Here is a 13,755-nt window from a genome sequence, read left to right as displayed (position 1 = left end):
GCGGCGCATCGGCAGGGCAGCGACCCAGGGGCGCGGGGAACTGCGCGAGTCGGAAGGCGGCTCACCTGCAACTGAGGCTCCGTCAGCCAGTTGCAGGTGCTGCCGTTCCCCCGCGCGCAGTTCCTCGCGCCCCTGGGTCGCTGCCCTGCCGGGCGTCCCGGCTCGGGCGTCGCGTCGATAATGGGGCCCATGAACAAGCTGCCCGGCCTTCCTGATCTCGACCGCTGCGCCGTGATGGGGGTGGTCAACGTCACGCCGGACTCGTTCTCGGACGGGGGGCTGTGGCTGGACCCGGCGAAGGCCGTCGCGCACGGGCTGGCGCTGACCGCCCGGGGGGCGGACCTGGTGGACGTCGGCGGGGAGTCGACGCGGCCGGGGGCGCAGCGGGTGACGGAGGCGGAGGAGCTGCGCCGGGTGATCCCGGTGGTGGAGGAGCTGGCGGCGGCCGGGGTGGTGGTGTCGGTGGACACCATGCGGGCGGCGGTGGCGGCCCGGGCGGTGGAGGCCGGGGCCCGGCTGGTGAACGACGTCTCGGGCGGGCTGGCGGACCCGGAGATGGCCGCGGTGGTGGCCGAGACGGGTGCCCCGTTCGTGGTGATGCACTGGCGCGGGCAGTCCGCGGACATGGACGCCCTGGCGGTCTACGGGGACGTGGTCGAGGACGTGGTGGCCGAGCTGACGGCCCGGGTGGCGGTGCTGACCGCCGCCGGGGTCAAGGAGGAGCAGCTGGTGCTCGACCCGGGTCTGGGCTTCGCCAAGACCCCGGAGCACAACTGGGCACTGCTCGGCCGGCTGGACGCGCTGACCGGTCTCGGCCGCCCGGTGCTGGTGGCGGCTTCGCGCAAGCGGTTCCTGGGTACGCTGCTGGCCAACCCGGAAACGGGCGAGCTGCGCCCGGCCAGGGAGCGGGACGACGCCACGGCGGCCGTCTCGGTGCTGTCGGCCCGGGCCGGGGCGTGGGCGGTCCGGGTGCACGACGTGGCCGGGACGGCCGACGCGGTGAGGGTGGTGGCGGCCTGGCAGCGGGCGGCCGCGCGGTGACCTATCCGGGGGTAGCGGTTTGGCGAAGGGCGGGAGTGACCATGGCGGGTGACGGCAGGTCGGTCGGGGACCGGGCCTCGGCGGAGGCGGAGCTGGACAGGCTGGCGGTGCTGGCGGCCAACCAGGCGCTGTACGAGGCCCTGGAGAACGGCGACCTGGAGGCCGTGGAGAACGCCTGGCTCGGCCCGGACGACGCCGACGACAAGCACGGCGCGGTCTGCGTGCACCCCGGCTGGCCGGTGCTGCGCGGCCGGGCGCAGGTGACCCGCTCCTACATGTTGATCATGGCGAACACGGAGTACATCCAGTTCTTCCTGACCGACGTGGAGTGCGAGGTGCAGGGCGACACGGCCCTGCTCACCTGCACCGAGAACATCCTCTCCGGCGGCGAGGCCGAGGAGGAGGGCGAGCTGGGTCCGCTGGTCGGCGGCAAGGTGGTCTCCACCAACCTGTTCCGGCGTAGCCCGGACGGCTGGAAGCTCTGGTCGCACCACGGTTCGCCCGTGCTGACCAGCGGGGACGACGAGGACGAGGAGTGAGACGGGGCTGAGGCTCCGTCAGCCCGGCGGGAATCCGCCGGGCCGCGGTGTTGTTGCGGAACGTGCACCGACTGTTCACGTCAATGGCCGTTCCGGCGTGCGTGGCGGCGCGCGGTGCCGGGTAGGACGGTCGGGGTTCGTCGTCGTCCGCGGGTAGATTCGAGAGCTGCGGGCCGGGCGGCCCGGTGCTCCGCCGTGTGCGGAGCCTGTCCACATGGGAGAAGTGAGTTGCTGGACCGCGTCACTCTGCGGGGCCTGCGTGCCCGTGGCCACCACGGTGTCTTCGAGCGCGAGCGGGTCGAGGGCCAGACCTTCGTGGTCGACCTGGTGATGTACCTGGACACCCGCCCGGCGGCCTCCGGCGACGACCTGACCCGCACCGCGCACTACGGGGTGGTGGCCGAGGAGGTCACCGCGATCATCGCCGGCGAGCCGGTCGACCTGATCGAGACGCTGGCCCAGCGGATCGCCGACCAGTGCCTGAAGCACGAGGCGGTGGAGGAGGTCGAGGTCACCGTGCACAAGCCGGACGCCCCGATCACGGTGCCGTTCGACGACGTCACGATCACCATCCACCGGCGCCGCGGATGACCTTCGCGGTGCGGCCCGCCGCCGTCCAGACCGAACCTGCAGAGGGATACCGATGAGCACCAGCGACCCGACCGCCTCGCCGACCACGTTCGACCTGGAGCGCCGGGTCGACACCGCCGAATCCACCCTGCACGACCCGCGCCGCGCGGCCCTGGCCCTCGGCAGCAACCTCGGCAACCGGCTGGAGACCCTCCAGGGCGCCGTCGACGCGCTGGCCGACACCCCCGGGCTCAAGGTCTGCGCCGTCTCGGCGGTGTACGAGACCGCCGCGGTCGGCGGCCCGGACGAGCAGCCCTCGTACTTCAACGCCGTGGTGCTGCTGAAGACCACCCTGCCGCCGAGCTCCCTGCTGGAGCGGGCCAACGCGGTCGAGGACGCCTTCGGCCGGGTCCGCACCGTCCGCTGGGGCCCGCGCACCCTGGACGTGGACGTGCTGGCCTACGAAGGCGTCACCAGTGACGACCCGGTGCTGCTGCTGCCGCACCCGCGGGCCCACGAGCGGGCCTTCGTGCTCGCCCCCTGGCAGGACGCCGACCCGGACGCCGAGCTGCCCGGCCTCGGCCGGGTGGCCGACCTGCTGAAGACGGTCGCCGAGGAGCCCGGCCAGGAGGTCCTGCGGCGCGACGACATCCAGCTCCGGTTGCCGGAGTAGCCGGGGTCGGGGCGGCCTCCCCGGAACCGGGCGGCGGGGGCGCACGTTGGCCCTGCTGTCCGGTCCGCGCCCGGCCGGTCTCTGCTTGACTGGGCGTCATCTCCGCTGGAAGGACCCGTGTGAAGCCGCTCCGCCTCCGTCTGCTGCTGCTGATCGCCGCCGTGGCCACCGCGCTGGCCTGGGCGGGTGCCCGGCTGTGGGACTCGCTCGGGCACCTGCCCGGGGTGCCCGCCGCCGCGCCGATCGTGCTGGCGGCGGTCGCGGTGGTGCTGCTGGCCACCGCGCTCTCGCTGCGGTCCCGGTTGAAGGCGGCCCGTGAGCGGCAGCACGGGGCCCGCGGGGTCGACCCGATCGGGGCGGCCCGGGCGGTGGTGCTCGGCCAGGCCAGCGCCCTGGTCTCGGCGGTGATGGCCGGGGTCTACGCGGGCACCGGCATCCACCTGCTGAGCCAGCTGGACGATCCGGCCCGGGCCTCCCAGGCGATCACCGCCGGACTGGCCGTGCTCGCGGCGGCCGCCGTGGTGGCGGCCGCGCTCTGGCTCCAGCACGTCTGCCGGCTGCCGGAGGACCACGACGGGCCGGCCGGGCCCGCACCGTCGGCGCGCTGACCGCACCGTTCCGGTACTGACGGCACGTCAGGCCGCCGTCACCGGGAGTGTCGGTGACGGCGTGTCAAGGGCGGAATGGGGGGCCAGGCTGACAGCGCCCCGATTCGCACGCTAGTTTCTTTGGCATGTCTCGCGGACGCCACCGTCACTCGTCCCTCCTCGGCCGCACCGGGCCGCCGGTCGCGGCCGGCGTGCTCGTCGTCGCCGCCCTGGCCTCCCTGGTGGCCAGTCCGGACACCCTCGTGGTGCGCTCGTTGGGCGTCGCCGCCGTGCTCGCCGCGGTCGGGATCGCCCTGCTGCTGCGCCAGCGCGACCGCGCCGCCCGGCTGGCCGCCGAGCTGGCCGCCACCCGGCGGCTGCGGGCCGAGGAGCGCTTCGAGGAGCAGCTCGCCGAGGCCGAGTACGCCGCCGAGGTGGCCGAGGAGCGGGCCACCCGCTTCGGCCGCCGGCTGACCGCCGAGAAGTCCCGGCTGGCCAAGGCCGAGACCGAGATCGCCCGGCTGCTCCGCGAGCGCGCCGTGCTGGTGGCCGAGCAGGCCCTCAAGGAGGCCGAGGCGCACCAGCGCGCGCTGGCCGCCGCGCGCCCCAAGTACCCCGCCTCGCCGGCCGCGTACGTCCGCGCGGCCTCGGTGCTGCGGCAGCTGGAGCGGGAGGCCGTCCGGGCCGAGGAGCGCCGGGCCGCCGCCGAGCGGGCCGCCGGGGCGGCGCGTCCGCCCGCGCTGCCGGCCGGTGCCGCCCCGGCACCCGCGGCCGCGCCGGTGCAGGCGACGGTCCGTCAGCTGGGCGCGGTGCCGGAGCGTCCGGTGCTGGCCGCGGCGGGCGCGGCGGAGGGCACTGCGGTGGCCGCGGCTCCGGTGGTGCGGCAGCGGCCGCGGCCGGCCGCGCGGGGGCAGAACTTCAGCTTCTTCGGCCGCGCCGGTGCGGCCGGCGCCGCCGTCCGGGCCGCCGCTCCGGCGCCCTCGGTCGGCAGCGTGACCGAGCTGGCCGCCAAGGCCCCGGCCGCCCCGTCCGGGGTGGAGGACCTGGCCGACCTGGCGGACGTGGTGGGCGACGAGGCGGTGGCCGAGAGCGCCCGCTACGCGGCCCCGCAGCCCTCCGTGGAGCAGCCGGTGACGGCCGCCCCGGCGGAGGAGGTCGCGGCCGCCCACGGACGGCCCGAGGTGGTCGACCTGACGCCGCACGACGACACCGAGGTGATCTCGGTCGCGGAGCTCCGGGCCGAGTTCCGCTAGACCGCTGGACCGCGCGCACACGCGGAAGGGGCGCCCCCTCGGGGGCGCCCCTTCGTGCTGGACCGCGTCTCAGATCTGGACGCCGAAGTCCTGGGCGATGCCGGCCAGGCCGGAGGCGTAGCCCTGGCCGACGGCGCGGAACTTCCACTCGGCGCCGTTGCGGTAGAGCTCGCCGAAGACCATCGCGGTCTCGGTGGCCGCGTCCTCGGAGAGGTCGTAGCGGGCGATCTCGGCGCCGCCGGCCGAGTTGAGCACCCGGATGTACGCGTTGCGGACCTGGCCGAAGCTCTGCTTGCGGTTGTCGGCGTCGTAGATCGAGACCGGGAAGGTGATCCGGGCCGCCTCGGCGGGGAGGTTGGCGAGGTTGACGCTGATCGCCTCGTCGTCGCCGGCGCCCTCGCCGCTGCGGTTGTCACCGGTGTGCACCACGGTGCCGTCCGGGGAGCTGGTGTTGTTGAAGAAGACGAAGTGCCCGTTGGAGAGCACCCGGCCCTCCGCGTTCAGCACGATGGCGCTGGCGTCCAGGTCGAACTCGGCGCCCGTGGTGGTCCGGACGTCCCACCCGAGGCCGACGTTGACCGCGGTCAGGCCCGGGGCCTCCTTGGTCAGCGAGACGTTGCCGCCCTTGGAGAGGCTGACTGGCATGGTTTCGGTGTCCCTTCGTCGCTTCTGCCCGTGAGAACGCGGGCGGCGGGGGTGGTGGTTCCGGCCGCGCGGCAAATCTCTCACGGCGGGGGCCGACGAGGGGTCAGATCCGGGGGAAGCGGCCCTGCACGGTCCAGATGTTCGGGTTGTCGGCCAGGCCCTCGTGCAGGTCGAACAGGTCGGCCAGCACGTCTTGGAGGAAGTCCCGGGCCTCCCGGCGCAGGTCCTCGTGGCGGACGACGGCCGGCGGCTCCTCGGGCAGCCAGGTGGCGCTGACCTCGACCAGGCCGAAGCGGCGGGCGAAGCGGAGCAGCTCGGTGTTCTGGGTGAAGTCCAGGTCGTAGGTCTGGACGAGTGCGGACCGGCTGCCGCGCGGGTCGCGGTCGAGCTCCTCGACCGTGTCGCAGAGCGCCCAGGCGAAGTCCAGCACCGGCACCCAGCTCCAGTTGGTGGAGAACTCGGCCCCGTCCGCGTCCAGGTAGACGTCGCCGCAGAACAGGTCGTGGCGCAGCGCCCGCACGGGGGCGGTCCGGTAGTCCGTCTGGGGCGGGTCGGGGAAGCGGTTGGAAAGGGAGTACCCGAGCTCGATCACGCCGACATTCTCCCCCACGGAGGCGGTCACCCCGGGGGCGCGGGGAACTGCGCGCTGGGGAACGGCAGCACGTACAGCTGGCTCACCTGCCCCGATCTCGCGCTGGTCCGCCTTCCGCACTCGCGCAGTTCCTCGCGCCCCCGGCATCACCACTTCCGTCGGCCGTCCCGGACCGGTGTTCGCCGCGCCCCCGGGATAACCACTTTCGACCGGGTGACCCGGGCGGGATGATGGCGGTATGCCTGAGCCTCTGCGCGTCCGGGGATCGGTGGTCGTGCCCGACGCCGAGCTGCTGTGGCGCTTCTCCCGTTCTTCCGGCCCCGGTGGCCAGCACGTCAACACCTCGGACACCCAGGTGGAGCTCCGCTACGACCTCGCGGGGTCGGCCGCGCTGCCGCCGGTGTGGAAGGAGCGCGCCCTGGAGCGCCTCGCGGGCCGGCTGGTGGACGGCCGGTTCGTGGTGGTGAAGGCGTCCGAGCACCGGTCGCAGCTGCGCAACCGCGAGATGGCGGTGGCCCGGCTGGCCGCGCTGCTCGGCGAGGCCACCGCGCCGCCGCCGAAGACCCGCCGCCGGACCAAGCCCACCCGGGGGATGATCGAGCGCCGGCTGGAGAACAAGCGCCACCGCTCGCAGCTCAAGCAGGGCCGGAGCCGTCCCGACTACTGACGGGGCCTCAGGCCAGGTGCCGGTAGCCGCCGCGGTGGTAGAGCAGCGGTGCGGCGCCGGGGGCGGGCACGGCCGCGGCGAGGACGTGGCCGATCAGCAGGGTGTGGTCGCCGGCGGCGACGCGCTGGACGGTGCGGCACTCGACGGTGGCCAGGGCGCCGTCGATCAGCGGGGCGCCGGAGTGCGGGCCGCGGTGGTGCGGGGTGTCGGCGAACAGCAGGCGGTCGCCGAGCCGGCCCTTCATGGCGAACCGGGAGGCGACGGTGCGGTGCGCCTCGCCGAGCAGGGAGACCGCCCAGTGGTCGGTGCGGGCGAGCAGTTCGTCCATCCGGGAGTCGGTGCGGACCGAGACGAGCACCAGCGGGGGCTCCAGCGAGACCGAGAGGAACGAGGTCGCGGTCATGCCGGCGTCCTCGCCGTCCTCGGGGTCGTGGGCGGTGACCAGGGTGACGCCGGAGGCGAGGTGGCCGAGCGCGGCCCGGAACTCGTCGGGGGTGGCGGCCTGGGTGACGGTGGACTGCGGGGACGTCTGCACGTACCGCACGGTAGTCGGCCGACCGGGTGGGCGGCATCGGGCAGTGGTCTTAGGACCGATGGGCCGGAGGACTGAAGCGGTGCTCCCCGGGCGGCGCAGGTCCTCACCCCTGGGGGTGAGGACGCGGGGCCCTACGGCGGGCAGCGGGCTTCAGCGGTGGTGGCGAAGAGCCGACCACCCAATGGTCCGGATTGTCCAGTGATGTTCCGCACAGGGCCTGTGAGCTGCGCTTACGGTCATGCGCATGGTGTGATTTGGGTCACAAGTGGTGACCTATTGTTGACCGAGCGTGCCGAACGTTGTGCTCCCTGTGATTCAGTTCTTCTGGCAATCGGACGATAACCATCAAGACCTATCCGAAGCAGCCGGGGAGCCCCCGCATGGAAGCCGAGTCGGAGCCCTACGTCCGCCTCGCGACCCTCCGCACCTTGCACCGGGTCGTGGCGGACCTCAACGCTGCCCGCAGCCTGGCGGGGACGCTCCAGGCGGTGGTCGAGGGCGCGGTGCACGGGCTCGGCTTCGACGCGGCGGCGGTCAGCCTGGTGCGGCCCGACGGCGATCTGGTGGTGGCGGCGGTCTGGGAGCTGGAGGAGAGCGCCTTCGGCGGGCCCGCGGTGCTGCTCGGCCAGGTCGGCTCGCGGGAGTCCTGGGAGCGGATGCTGAGCGTCAGCGACCACTGGGGCACCCTGCGCTTCCTGCCGTACGACCGGGGCTGGGCGATCGGCACCGACATCCCGAGCTGGACCGGGGACGGCCCGCTGCCGGTGTACGTGAACGACTGGCACCCGCAGGACGTGCTGCTGGCCCCGATGTACAGCGCCGGGGGAGACCTGCTCGGCGTGCTCTCGGTGGACCGCCCGCGCAGCGGGAAGCGGCCCGGGGCGTGGACCAGGGAGGCGCTGGAGATGTTCTCCCTGCAGGCCTCGATCGCGATCGGCAACGCCCGGCTGCGGGCCGAGATGCAGCGCGCGCTGGCCCGGCTGGAGAAGGAGCAGCAGGCCCTGCGGGCCAGCGAGGAGAGCTTCCGGCAGGCCTTCGAGTACGCGCCCAGCGGGATGGCCATCACCGAGCTGCACGGCGCCGCGATGGGCCAGCTGACCAGGGTGAACGACGCGCTCTGCCGGCTGCTCGGGCGGCCCCGGGCGACGCTGCGCCAGCAGCGCTTCGCGGACCTGGTGCACCCGGACGACCTGGAGCTGCTCCAGCGCACCAGCGCCGAGGGCGGGCGGGCCGAGCTGCGGCTGTCCCGGCGGGACGGCGGCTACCAGTGGGTCTGCCTGCGCAACTCGGTGGTGGCGGACGCGGCCGAGGGGCCGAGCTTCCTGCTGACCCACGTCGAGGACATCGAGGAGCGCAAGCGCCACGAGTTCCAGCTGGCGCACCGCGCCAGCCACGACGCGCTGACCGGGCTGCCGAACAGCGCCGAGCTGCGGGCCAGGCTGGGCCGCCGGATCTGTCCGCTGGACCCGGCGGGCGCGGCGGCGCACGAGGCCGGCCCCGAGCGCCTGGACGGCGAGCCCGCGTACGCCGGGCAGGTGGCCTCGTACGGCGGCTTCGAGGTGGGGGGCGGCCCGGTCGCCCTGCCGCACGGCCACGGGGCCGCTGACGGGCCCGCCAGGGGGTTGGAGCGGGAGGCGTTCGGCCTGGACCGGGAGGCCTTCGGGCGGGTCCGCGAGCACGTCGAGGTGCCGGCCGACCACGTGCACACGGTGATCCCCTCCGAGCTGCCGGCCGGCGGCGACCTCTGGGGCTCCGGGCCGCGCGGCCCGGCCGCGGAGAAGGGCCTGGCGGTGCTCTTCTGCGACCTGGACGGCTTCAAGTCGATCAACGACCGGTTCGGCCACAAGGCGGGCGACGGGGTGCTGATCGAGGTGGCCCGGCGGCTCCAGCAGGTGGTCCGGGAGGGCGACACGGTGGCCCGGCTCGGCGGCGACGAGTTCGTGGTGCTGGCCGACGGGATCGGCCGCGAGGAGGCCAAGGACCTGGCCGGGCGGCTGCGCAACGCGATCATCCCGCCGATGCGGATCGACAACCGGACCACCCGGGTCGGCGTCAGCCTCGGCATCGGCTGGGCCGGCTGCGGCATGTCGATCGAAGAGGTGCTGCACGTCGCCGACGAGCGGATGTACGACGAGAAGCGGGCGCGCGGCGGCAGTCCGCGGGGCGCGCGGGGCGAGCGTTCGCACCGGCGCGCGGGGTGAAAGCGGCAGGTCGGACGGGGTCCGAACGGCGGGCGGCCGCCCGGGGTACGCCCTGACGGAGCGTCAGGCGCACCGTTTCTCCACCCGTTCCCCCGACCGTGTGCGCGGCGGTGGACGGCTTTCCCCGGCATCGGGCCGGGCAGGTAGGGTTCCCCGGTACGAGCGTTCATTCGCCCGTGCGGCGACGGGCCGCCGCACGTGTGCTGCGATGGGGAGTTGACCACCGTGACGACGGCCGGAAGTGACGGAGCGTCCGAGGACCGGACGGAGGAGGACCCTTTCGCGTACCTCTACCGGCCCGCCGACGGCGAGTCCGCCGCCGAGCAGCCGAGGTCCGCGGGGTACTCGCGCCCGGTCGAGGTGGGCCGCGCCCAGTACCCGCCGCCGCAGCCGCAGGCCGCCTACCAGCCGACGGCGCAGCAGCAGCTCCCGCACCAGCAGGGGGCGCAGCAGCACGCCCGGTACGCCGAGCACTCCCGCCCGCAGCCGGGCGAGCAGGCTCCGGCCGGGCGGAGCAAGGGCGTGGTCATCGGCGCCATCGCGGTGGTGGCGGCGATCGCCATCGGGGCCGGCGTGGCGCTCTCCATGGGTGACGCCGGCAAGGGCGACAAGAACGCCTCCGGCTCCACCGGCAGCGCCGCGGCGAGCACGCCGAGCTCCGGCCCGTCGCCGTCCGCCTCGCCGAACCCGAGCGCCTCGCCGCTGGTCAACGGCGCGGGCGTGGCCGACTTCAGCGGTCTGCAGCTCTCCGGCGGTGCGGCGGTGGCCAACTCGGTGGCCGGGGCCAAGGGCAAGGGCGGCTACGTCACCGGCCTGGCCGGCGGCGCGGTGGTGAGCTGGAAGGTCACCGTCCCGCAGGCGGCCACCTACCGGGTGTCGATCCGCTTCAACAACACCGGCGCGGACGCCCAGGCGGTGGTGAAGGTGGACGGCAAGCCCACCTACACCCCGATCAACCTGAGGAACTACAAGGCCGGCCTCCAACCGGAGCAGGCCTGGTTCGGCTCCTGGATAAGCGCCGAGGTCCCGAGCGCGGGCGAGCACACGATAACGATCGAGTCGCTCCCCGCGAGCCCGGCCGGAGCGGTGCTCTTCGACCAGATCGCGGTCACCCCGAACGGCGTCGACCCCGGTCTGTGACCGCGAGGGAGTCCGTGACCGTCCGGGCCGAAGGCGAGCAGCGGGACGCAGATCCGCTGCTCACCTCTCCCGGAGGGTCAGGAGGCCCCGGTCAGGCCGCGTGGGCCCGGCTGAAGCGGTCCGCGCCGACGATCCACTCGCCGCGGCGCATCACCGCGACGAGGTCGTAGGTCTCGGAGTCGAGCACGACCAGGTCGGCGTTCTTGCCGGCCTCCAGGGTGCCGATCGAGTCGTCAAGGCCGAGCAGGCGGGCCGGGACGGTCGACAGCGAGGTGACGGCCTGGTTGAGCGTCAGACCGTTGACGGTGACCGAGCGCTTGAAGGCGACGTCCAGGGTGAGGGTGGAGCCGGCGATGGAGCCGCCCTCGACCAGGCGGGCGACCCCGTTCTCCACCCGGACCTGGAGCGGGCCCAGCGGGTAGAGGCCGTCGCCCATGCCGGCCGCGCCCATCGCGTCGGTGATCAGGGCGACCCGCTCGGCACCGGCGGTGCCGTAGGCGAGGTCGAGCACCGAGGGGTGCAGGTGCACGCCGTCGTTGATCAGCTCGACGGTGACCCGCTCGTCCTCGAGCAGGGCCACGATCGGGCCCGGGGCGCGGTGCTGGATGCCCGGCATCGCGTTGAACAGGTGGGTGGCGACGGTGGCCCCGGCCTCGACGGCCTCCAGGGTCTTGTCGTAGTCCGAGTCGGTGTGGCCGACGGCCGCGATCACGCCGAGGTCGGCGAGCATCCGGACGGACTCCAGACCACCCGTCAGCTCCGGCGCCAGGGTGAACATCCTCGCGGTGCCGCGGGCGGCGTCCACCAGCTTGCGCACCACGGCCGGGTCGGGGTCGCGCAGCAGGTCGGGGCGGTGCGCGCCGCAGCGGTTGTGCGAGATGAACGGGCCCTCGAAGTGCACGCCCGCCAGCACGCCGTCCTCGACCAGCTCGGAGAGCACGGCGGCCTGGTGGCAGAGCTCGTCGATCTCCCCGGTGACGGTGGAGGCCATGGTGGTGGTGGTGCCGTGGGCCAGATGGGTGCGGGCCACGGTGAGCGCCTCCTCGGCGATCCCCGAGGCGTAGGAGCCGCCGCCACCGCCGTGCACGTGCAGGTCCACGAAGCCGGGGACGACGGTGTAGCCCGTGAGGTCCACGTCGCCCGGCTCGGTCTCCCCGCCGAGGCCCGCGATCCGCGAACCCTCGACGGACAGCCGCCCGTGCTCGATCACACCGCCCGGCAGGACCAGTCGGGCTCCGGCAAGTGCAGTTCGGTCCGCGCTCACGCGGTCACCTCCATGGAGAGCAGATCCCAGGCGAGCAGGCCCGCGCCCAGGGATGCGGCGGTGTCTTTGAGCATGGCGGGAACGACCTTCGGGGGCATCTGGAAGGTCAGCCGCTCGGACACCGCTGCGCGCAAGGGTGTGAAGAGCGTGTCACCGGCTTCGGCCAGCCCGCCGCCGACGATCACCGTCGAGGGGTCGAGCAGGCTCTGGGCCAGCACGATCCCGTCGGCCAGCGCGTCGACCGCGGTCCGCCACACCTCCAGGGCGCGCGGGTCCCCGGCGTCGACCGCCGCGGCGCAGGCCGCCGCGTCCGCCTCCGGGTCGCCGCTCGCTTCGGCCCAGGCCCGGGAGACGGCGCCGGCCGAGGCCAGCGTCTCCAGGCAGCCCTTGGCGCCGCAGCCGCACTGCGGGCCGCCGGGGCGGACCACCACGTGGCCGATCTCGCCGCCGTAGCCGTGCGCGCCCGCCTCGATCGCCCCGTGGATGCCGATAGCCCCGGCGATGCCGGTGCCCAGCGCGATGAAGAGGAAGCGGTCCACGCCCTGCCCGGCGCCGATCCGGCCCTCGGCCAGCCCGCCGGAGCGGACGTCGTGGCCGAGGGCGACCGGAAGGCCGCCGAGGCGCTCGCCGAGCAGCTTGCGCATCGGCAGGTCCCGCCAACCGAGGTTGGCGGAGAAGACCGCGATCCCGTTCTTCTCGTCGATCGTCCCCGGCACCGCCACGCCGGCGGCGAGGGGGCCGGTGCCGAAGCGGCTGCGGCCCTCCTGCGCCAGCTCGGCGGCGAAGTCGAGGATGGTGGCGACGACGGCGTCCGTGCCGTGCTCCCGCCCGGTCGGTCGGCGTGCTTCGAACAGCACGGAGCCGTCCTGGGCGAGCAGCGCGGCCTTCATGCCGGTGCCGCCTACATCGAGTGCGATGACGTGCTTCACGGGGGACAGTTTCCCTTGGACTTGTCGGAGAGGTCTAGTCCAGTTGCGTGATTGGTCTGGTCCATGGTGGTGAGGTTTGTCGCCTTTAAGGGTGTCTTAAGGCCCTTTGTTCGGGCTTTGTCAACCTTCTTTCCTATTGTCGGCAAGGGAGTTGGGAAGGAAAAGGGATCAGACCAGGATGATGGAGCGGGTCAGCGCGCGCGGCTCGTCCGGGTTCAGACCGCGCGCCTCGGCGGTCGCCACCGCGAGCCGCTGGGCCCGCACCAGGTCCGCCATCGGGTCCAGACCGGGCTCGTCCAGCAGCTCGGCGCCGGTGGCCCCGATCTGCTCGGGCAGGCCCTCCGGCAGGCCGCCGAAGGCCCAGACCGCGCGGCCCGGCGCGGCGATGGCGATCGGCCCGTGCCGGTACTCCATCGCCGGGTAGGACTCGGTCCAGGCGCCGGCCGCCTCGCGCATCTTCAGGCCGGCCTCCTGGGCCAGCCCGTACGTCCAGCCGCGGCCGAGGAAGCTCACCTGCTCGGCGGTGACCAGGGTGGCCGGCAGCTGCCAGGCCAGCGCCCGCTCGGCGTCGGCGGCGGCCTGCGCCACCGTGGCCACGCCGGCCGGCAGGGCGTCCTCCAGCTCCAGGTGGGCCCGGAGCAGGGCGAGGGCGGTGGTGGCGAAGCGGGTCTGCACCACCGAGTGCTCGTCGGCGAACTCCAGCATCACGTGCTGGTCGGCCACCTCCAGCACCGGGCTGCCGGGGGTGCCGGTGAGCACGGTGGAGGGGGTCTTGAGCCGGTCGAGCAGCTCGATCACCTCGGTGGTGGTGCCGGAGCGGGTGATCGCCACGATCCGGTCGTAGCGGCGCCCGAGCGGGAACTCGGAGGCGGCCAGGGCGTCGGTCTCGCCGTGCCCGCCGCTCTCGCGCAGCACCGCGTAGGCCTGCGCCATGAACCAGGAGGTGCCGCAGCCGACCACCGCGACCCGCTCGCCGCGCCGCGGCAGGGCGGGGGAGACGGTGGCGGCCAGGGCGGCGGCCTGCCGCCAGTTGGCGGGCTGGGTGGCCAGTTCCTGGGCAGTCAGGGAAGACATGGGTACGGCCCCTCCGGGGAATCCAGGCATGGATGCTTGAAGCTG

General features: G+C 74.2%; 15 protein-coding genes. 9 read left to right on the top strand and 6 right to left on the bottom strand.

The annotated features are described in order from the left end of the window. Positions 1–180: 180 nt before the first annotated feature. The 6 genes from folP (at position 181) to ACWCYY_RS21380 (ending at position 4,663) form a co-directional block, all read left to right on the top strand. Complete coding sequence (gene folP, locus ACWCYY_RS21405; protein ID WP_345283650.1) at positions 181–1,041, top strand: dihydropteroate synthase; 861 nt, start codon at positions 181–183, stop codon at positions 1,039–1,041. Positions 1,042–1,082: 41 nt separating this feature from the next. Beyond that, entirely contained in the window at positions 1,083–1,580 is a 498-nt protein-coding gene (locus tag ACWCYY_RS21400; RefSeq protein ID WP_345283651.1) for a nuclear transport factor 2 family protein, read from the top strand. A gap of 231 nt (positions 1,581–1,811) precedes the next feature. Then, positions 1,812–2,171 (top strand): dihydroneopterin aldolase, encoded by a 360-nt coding sequence (gene folB / locus ACWCYY_RS21395; protein ID WP_345283962.1) that lies wholly within the window; start codon positions 1,812–1,814, stop codon positions 2,169–2,171. 52 nt (positions 2,172–2,223) lie between these two features. After that, positions 2,224–2,823, top strand: a complete 600-nt coding sequence (folK, locus tag ACWCYY_RS21390; protein ID WP_345283653.1) for a 2-amino-4-hydroxy-6-hydroxymethyldihydropteridine diphosphokinase — start codon at positions 2,224–2,226, stop codon at positions 2,821–2,823. Between the two features lie 119 nt (positions 2,824–2,942). Then, positions 2,943–3,431 carry a DUF3180 domain-containing protein gene (locus ACWCYY_RS21385; RefSeq protein WP_345283655.1) on the top strand — a complete coding sequence of 163 codons (489 nt, stop codon included), beginning with the start codon at positions 2,943–2,945 and terminating at the stop codon, positions 3,429–3,431. A 125-nt stretch (positions 3,432–3,556) separates the two neighbouring features. Next, the gene (locus ACWCYY_RS21380; RefSeq protein ID WP_345283657.1) at positions 3,557–4,663 is read left to right on the top strand and encodes a hypothetical protein; all 1,107 of its coding nucleotides are present in this window, start codon (positions 3,557–3,559) and stop codon (positions 4,661–4,663) included. A gap of 69 nt (positions 4,664–4,732) precedes the next feature. Here the strand turns inward: ACWCYY_RS21380 and ACWCYY_RS21375 are convergent, their stop codons facing one another. Together ACWCYY_RS21375 and ACWCYY_RS21370 are read right to left on the bottom strand one after the other, a co-directional pair. Continuing rightward, complete coding sequence (locus ACWCYY_RS21375) at positions 4,733–5,308, bottom strand: TerD family protein (protein WP_345283659.1); 576 nt, start codon at positions 5,306–5,308, stop codon at positions 4,733–4,735. Positions 5,309–5,411: 103 nt separating this feature from the next. Continuing rightward, positions 5,412–5,900 carry a hypothetical protein gene (locus tag ACWCYY_RS21370; protein ID WP_345283661.1) on the bottom strand — a complete coding sequence of 163 codons (489 nt, stop codon included), beginning with the start codon at positions 5,898–5,900 and terminating at the stop codon, positions 5,412–5,414. Positions 5,901–6,138: 238 nt separating this feature from the next. Here ACWCYY_RS21370 and arfB point away from each other — a divergent pair, with 238 nt between their 5' ends. Next, positions 6,139–6,567: an alternative ribosome rescue aminoacyl-tRNA hydrolase ArfB gene (gene arfB, locus ACWCYY_RS21365; RefSeq protein WP_345283663.1), complete on the top strand. Its 429-nt coding sequence runs from the start codon at positions 6,139–6,141 to the stop codon at positions 6,565–6,567. Between the two features lie 7 nt (positions 6,568–6,574). On the opposite strand, the gene ACWCYY_RS21360 is transcribed toward arfB, so the two are convergent. After that, a complete protein-coding gene (locus tag ACWCYY_RS21360) occupies positions 6,575–7,102 on the bottom strand; it encodes a flavin reductase family protein (RefSeq protein ID WP_345283665.1) in 528 nt (175 codons plus the stop codon). A gap of 380 nt (positions 7,103–7,482) precedes the next feature. Here ACWCYY_RS21360 and ACWCYY_RS21355 point away from each other — a divergent pair, with 380 nt between their 5' ends. Continuing rightward, positions 7,483–9,303 (top strand): diguanylate cyclase domain-containing protein, encoded by a 1,821-nt coding sequence (locus ACWCYY_RS21355; RefSeq protein WP_345283667.1) that lies wholly within the window; start codon positions 7,483–7,485, stop codon positions 9,301–9,303. Positions 9,304–9,519: 216 nt separating this feature from the next. After that, on the top strand, positions 9,520–10,443 hold the full coding sequence (locus ACWCYY_RS21350) for a carbohydrate-binding protein (protein WP_345283669.1): 924 nt from the start codon (positions 9,520–9,522) through the stop codon (positions 10,441–10,443). Between the two features lie 91 nt (positions 10,444–10,534). On the opposite strand, the gene nagA is transcribed toward ACWCYY_RS21350, so the two are convergent. The 3 genes from nagA to ACWCYY_RS21335 all read right to left on the bottom strand — a co-directional run bounded on the left by nagA (position 10,535) and on the right by ACWCYY_RS21335 (position 13,710). Then, positions 10,535–11,707 carry an N-acetylglucosamine-6-phosphate deacetylase gene (nagA, locus tag ACWCYY_RS21345; protein WP_345283671.1) on the bottom strand — a complete coding sequence of 391 codons (1,173 nt, stop codon included), beginning with the start codon at positions 11,705–11,707 and terminating at the stop codon, positions 10,535–10,537. Continuing rightward, positions 11,704–12,636 (bottom strand): ROK family protein, encoded by a 933-nt coding sequence (locus ACWCYY_RS21340; protein ID WP_345283674.1) that lies wholly within the window; start codon positions 12,634–12,636, stop codon positions 11,704–11,706. Before ACWCYY_RS21340 ends, nagA begins: the two co-directional genes overlap by 4 nt. 168 nt (positions 12,637–12,804) lie before the next feature. Continuing rightward, a complete protein-coding gene (locus ACWCYY_RS21335) occupies positions 12,805–13,710 on the bottom strand; it encodes an SIS domain-containing protein (RefSeq protein ID WP_345283676.1) in 906 nt (301 codons plus the stop codon). Positions 13,711–13,755 lie beyond the last annotated feature (45 nt).

Source organism: Kitasatospora sp. NPDC001664 (assembly GCF_053596675.1).
This window is presented reverse-complemented; position numbering and strand designations above follow the sequence as displayed.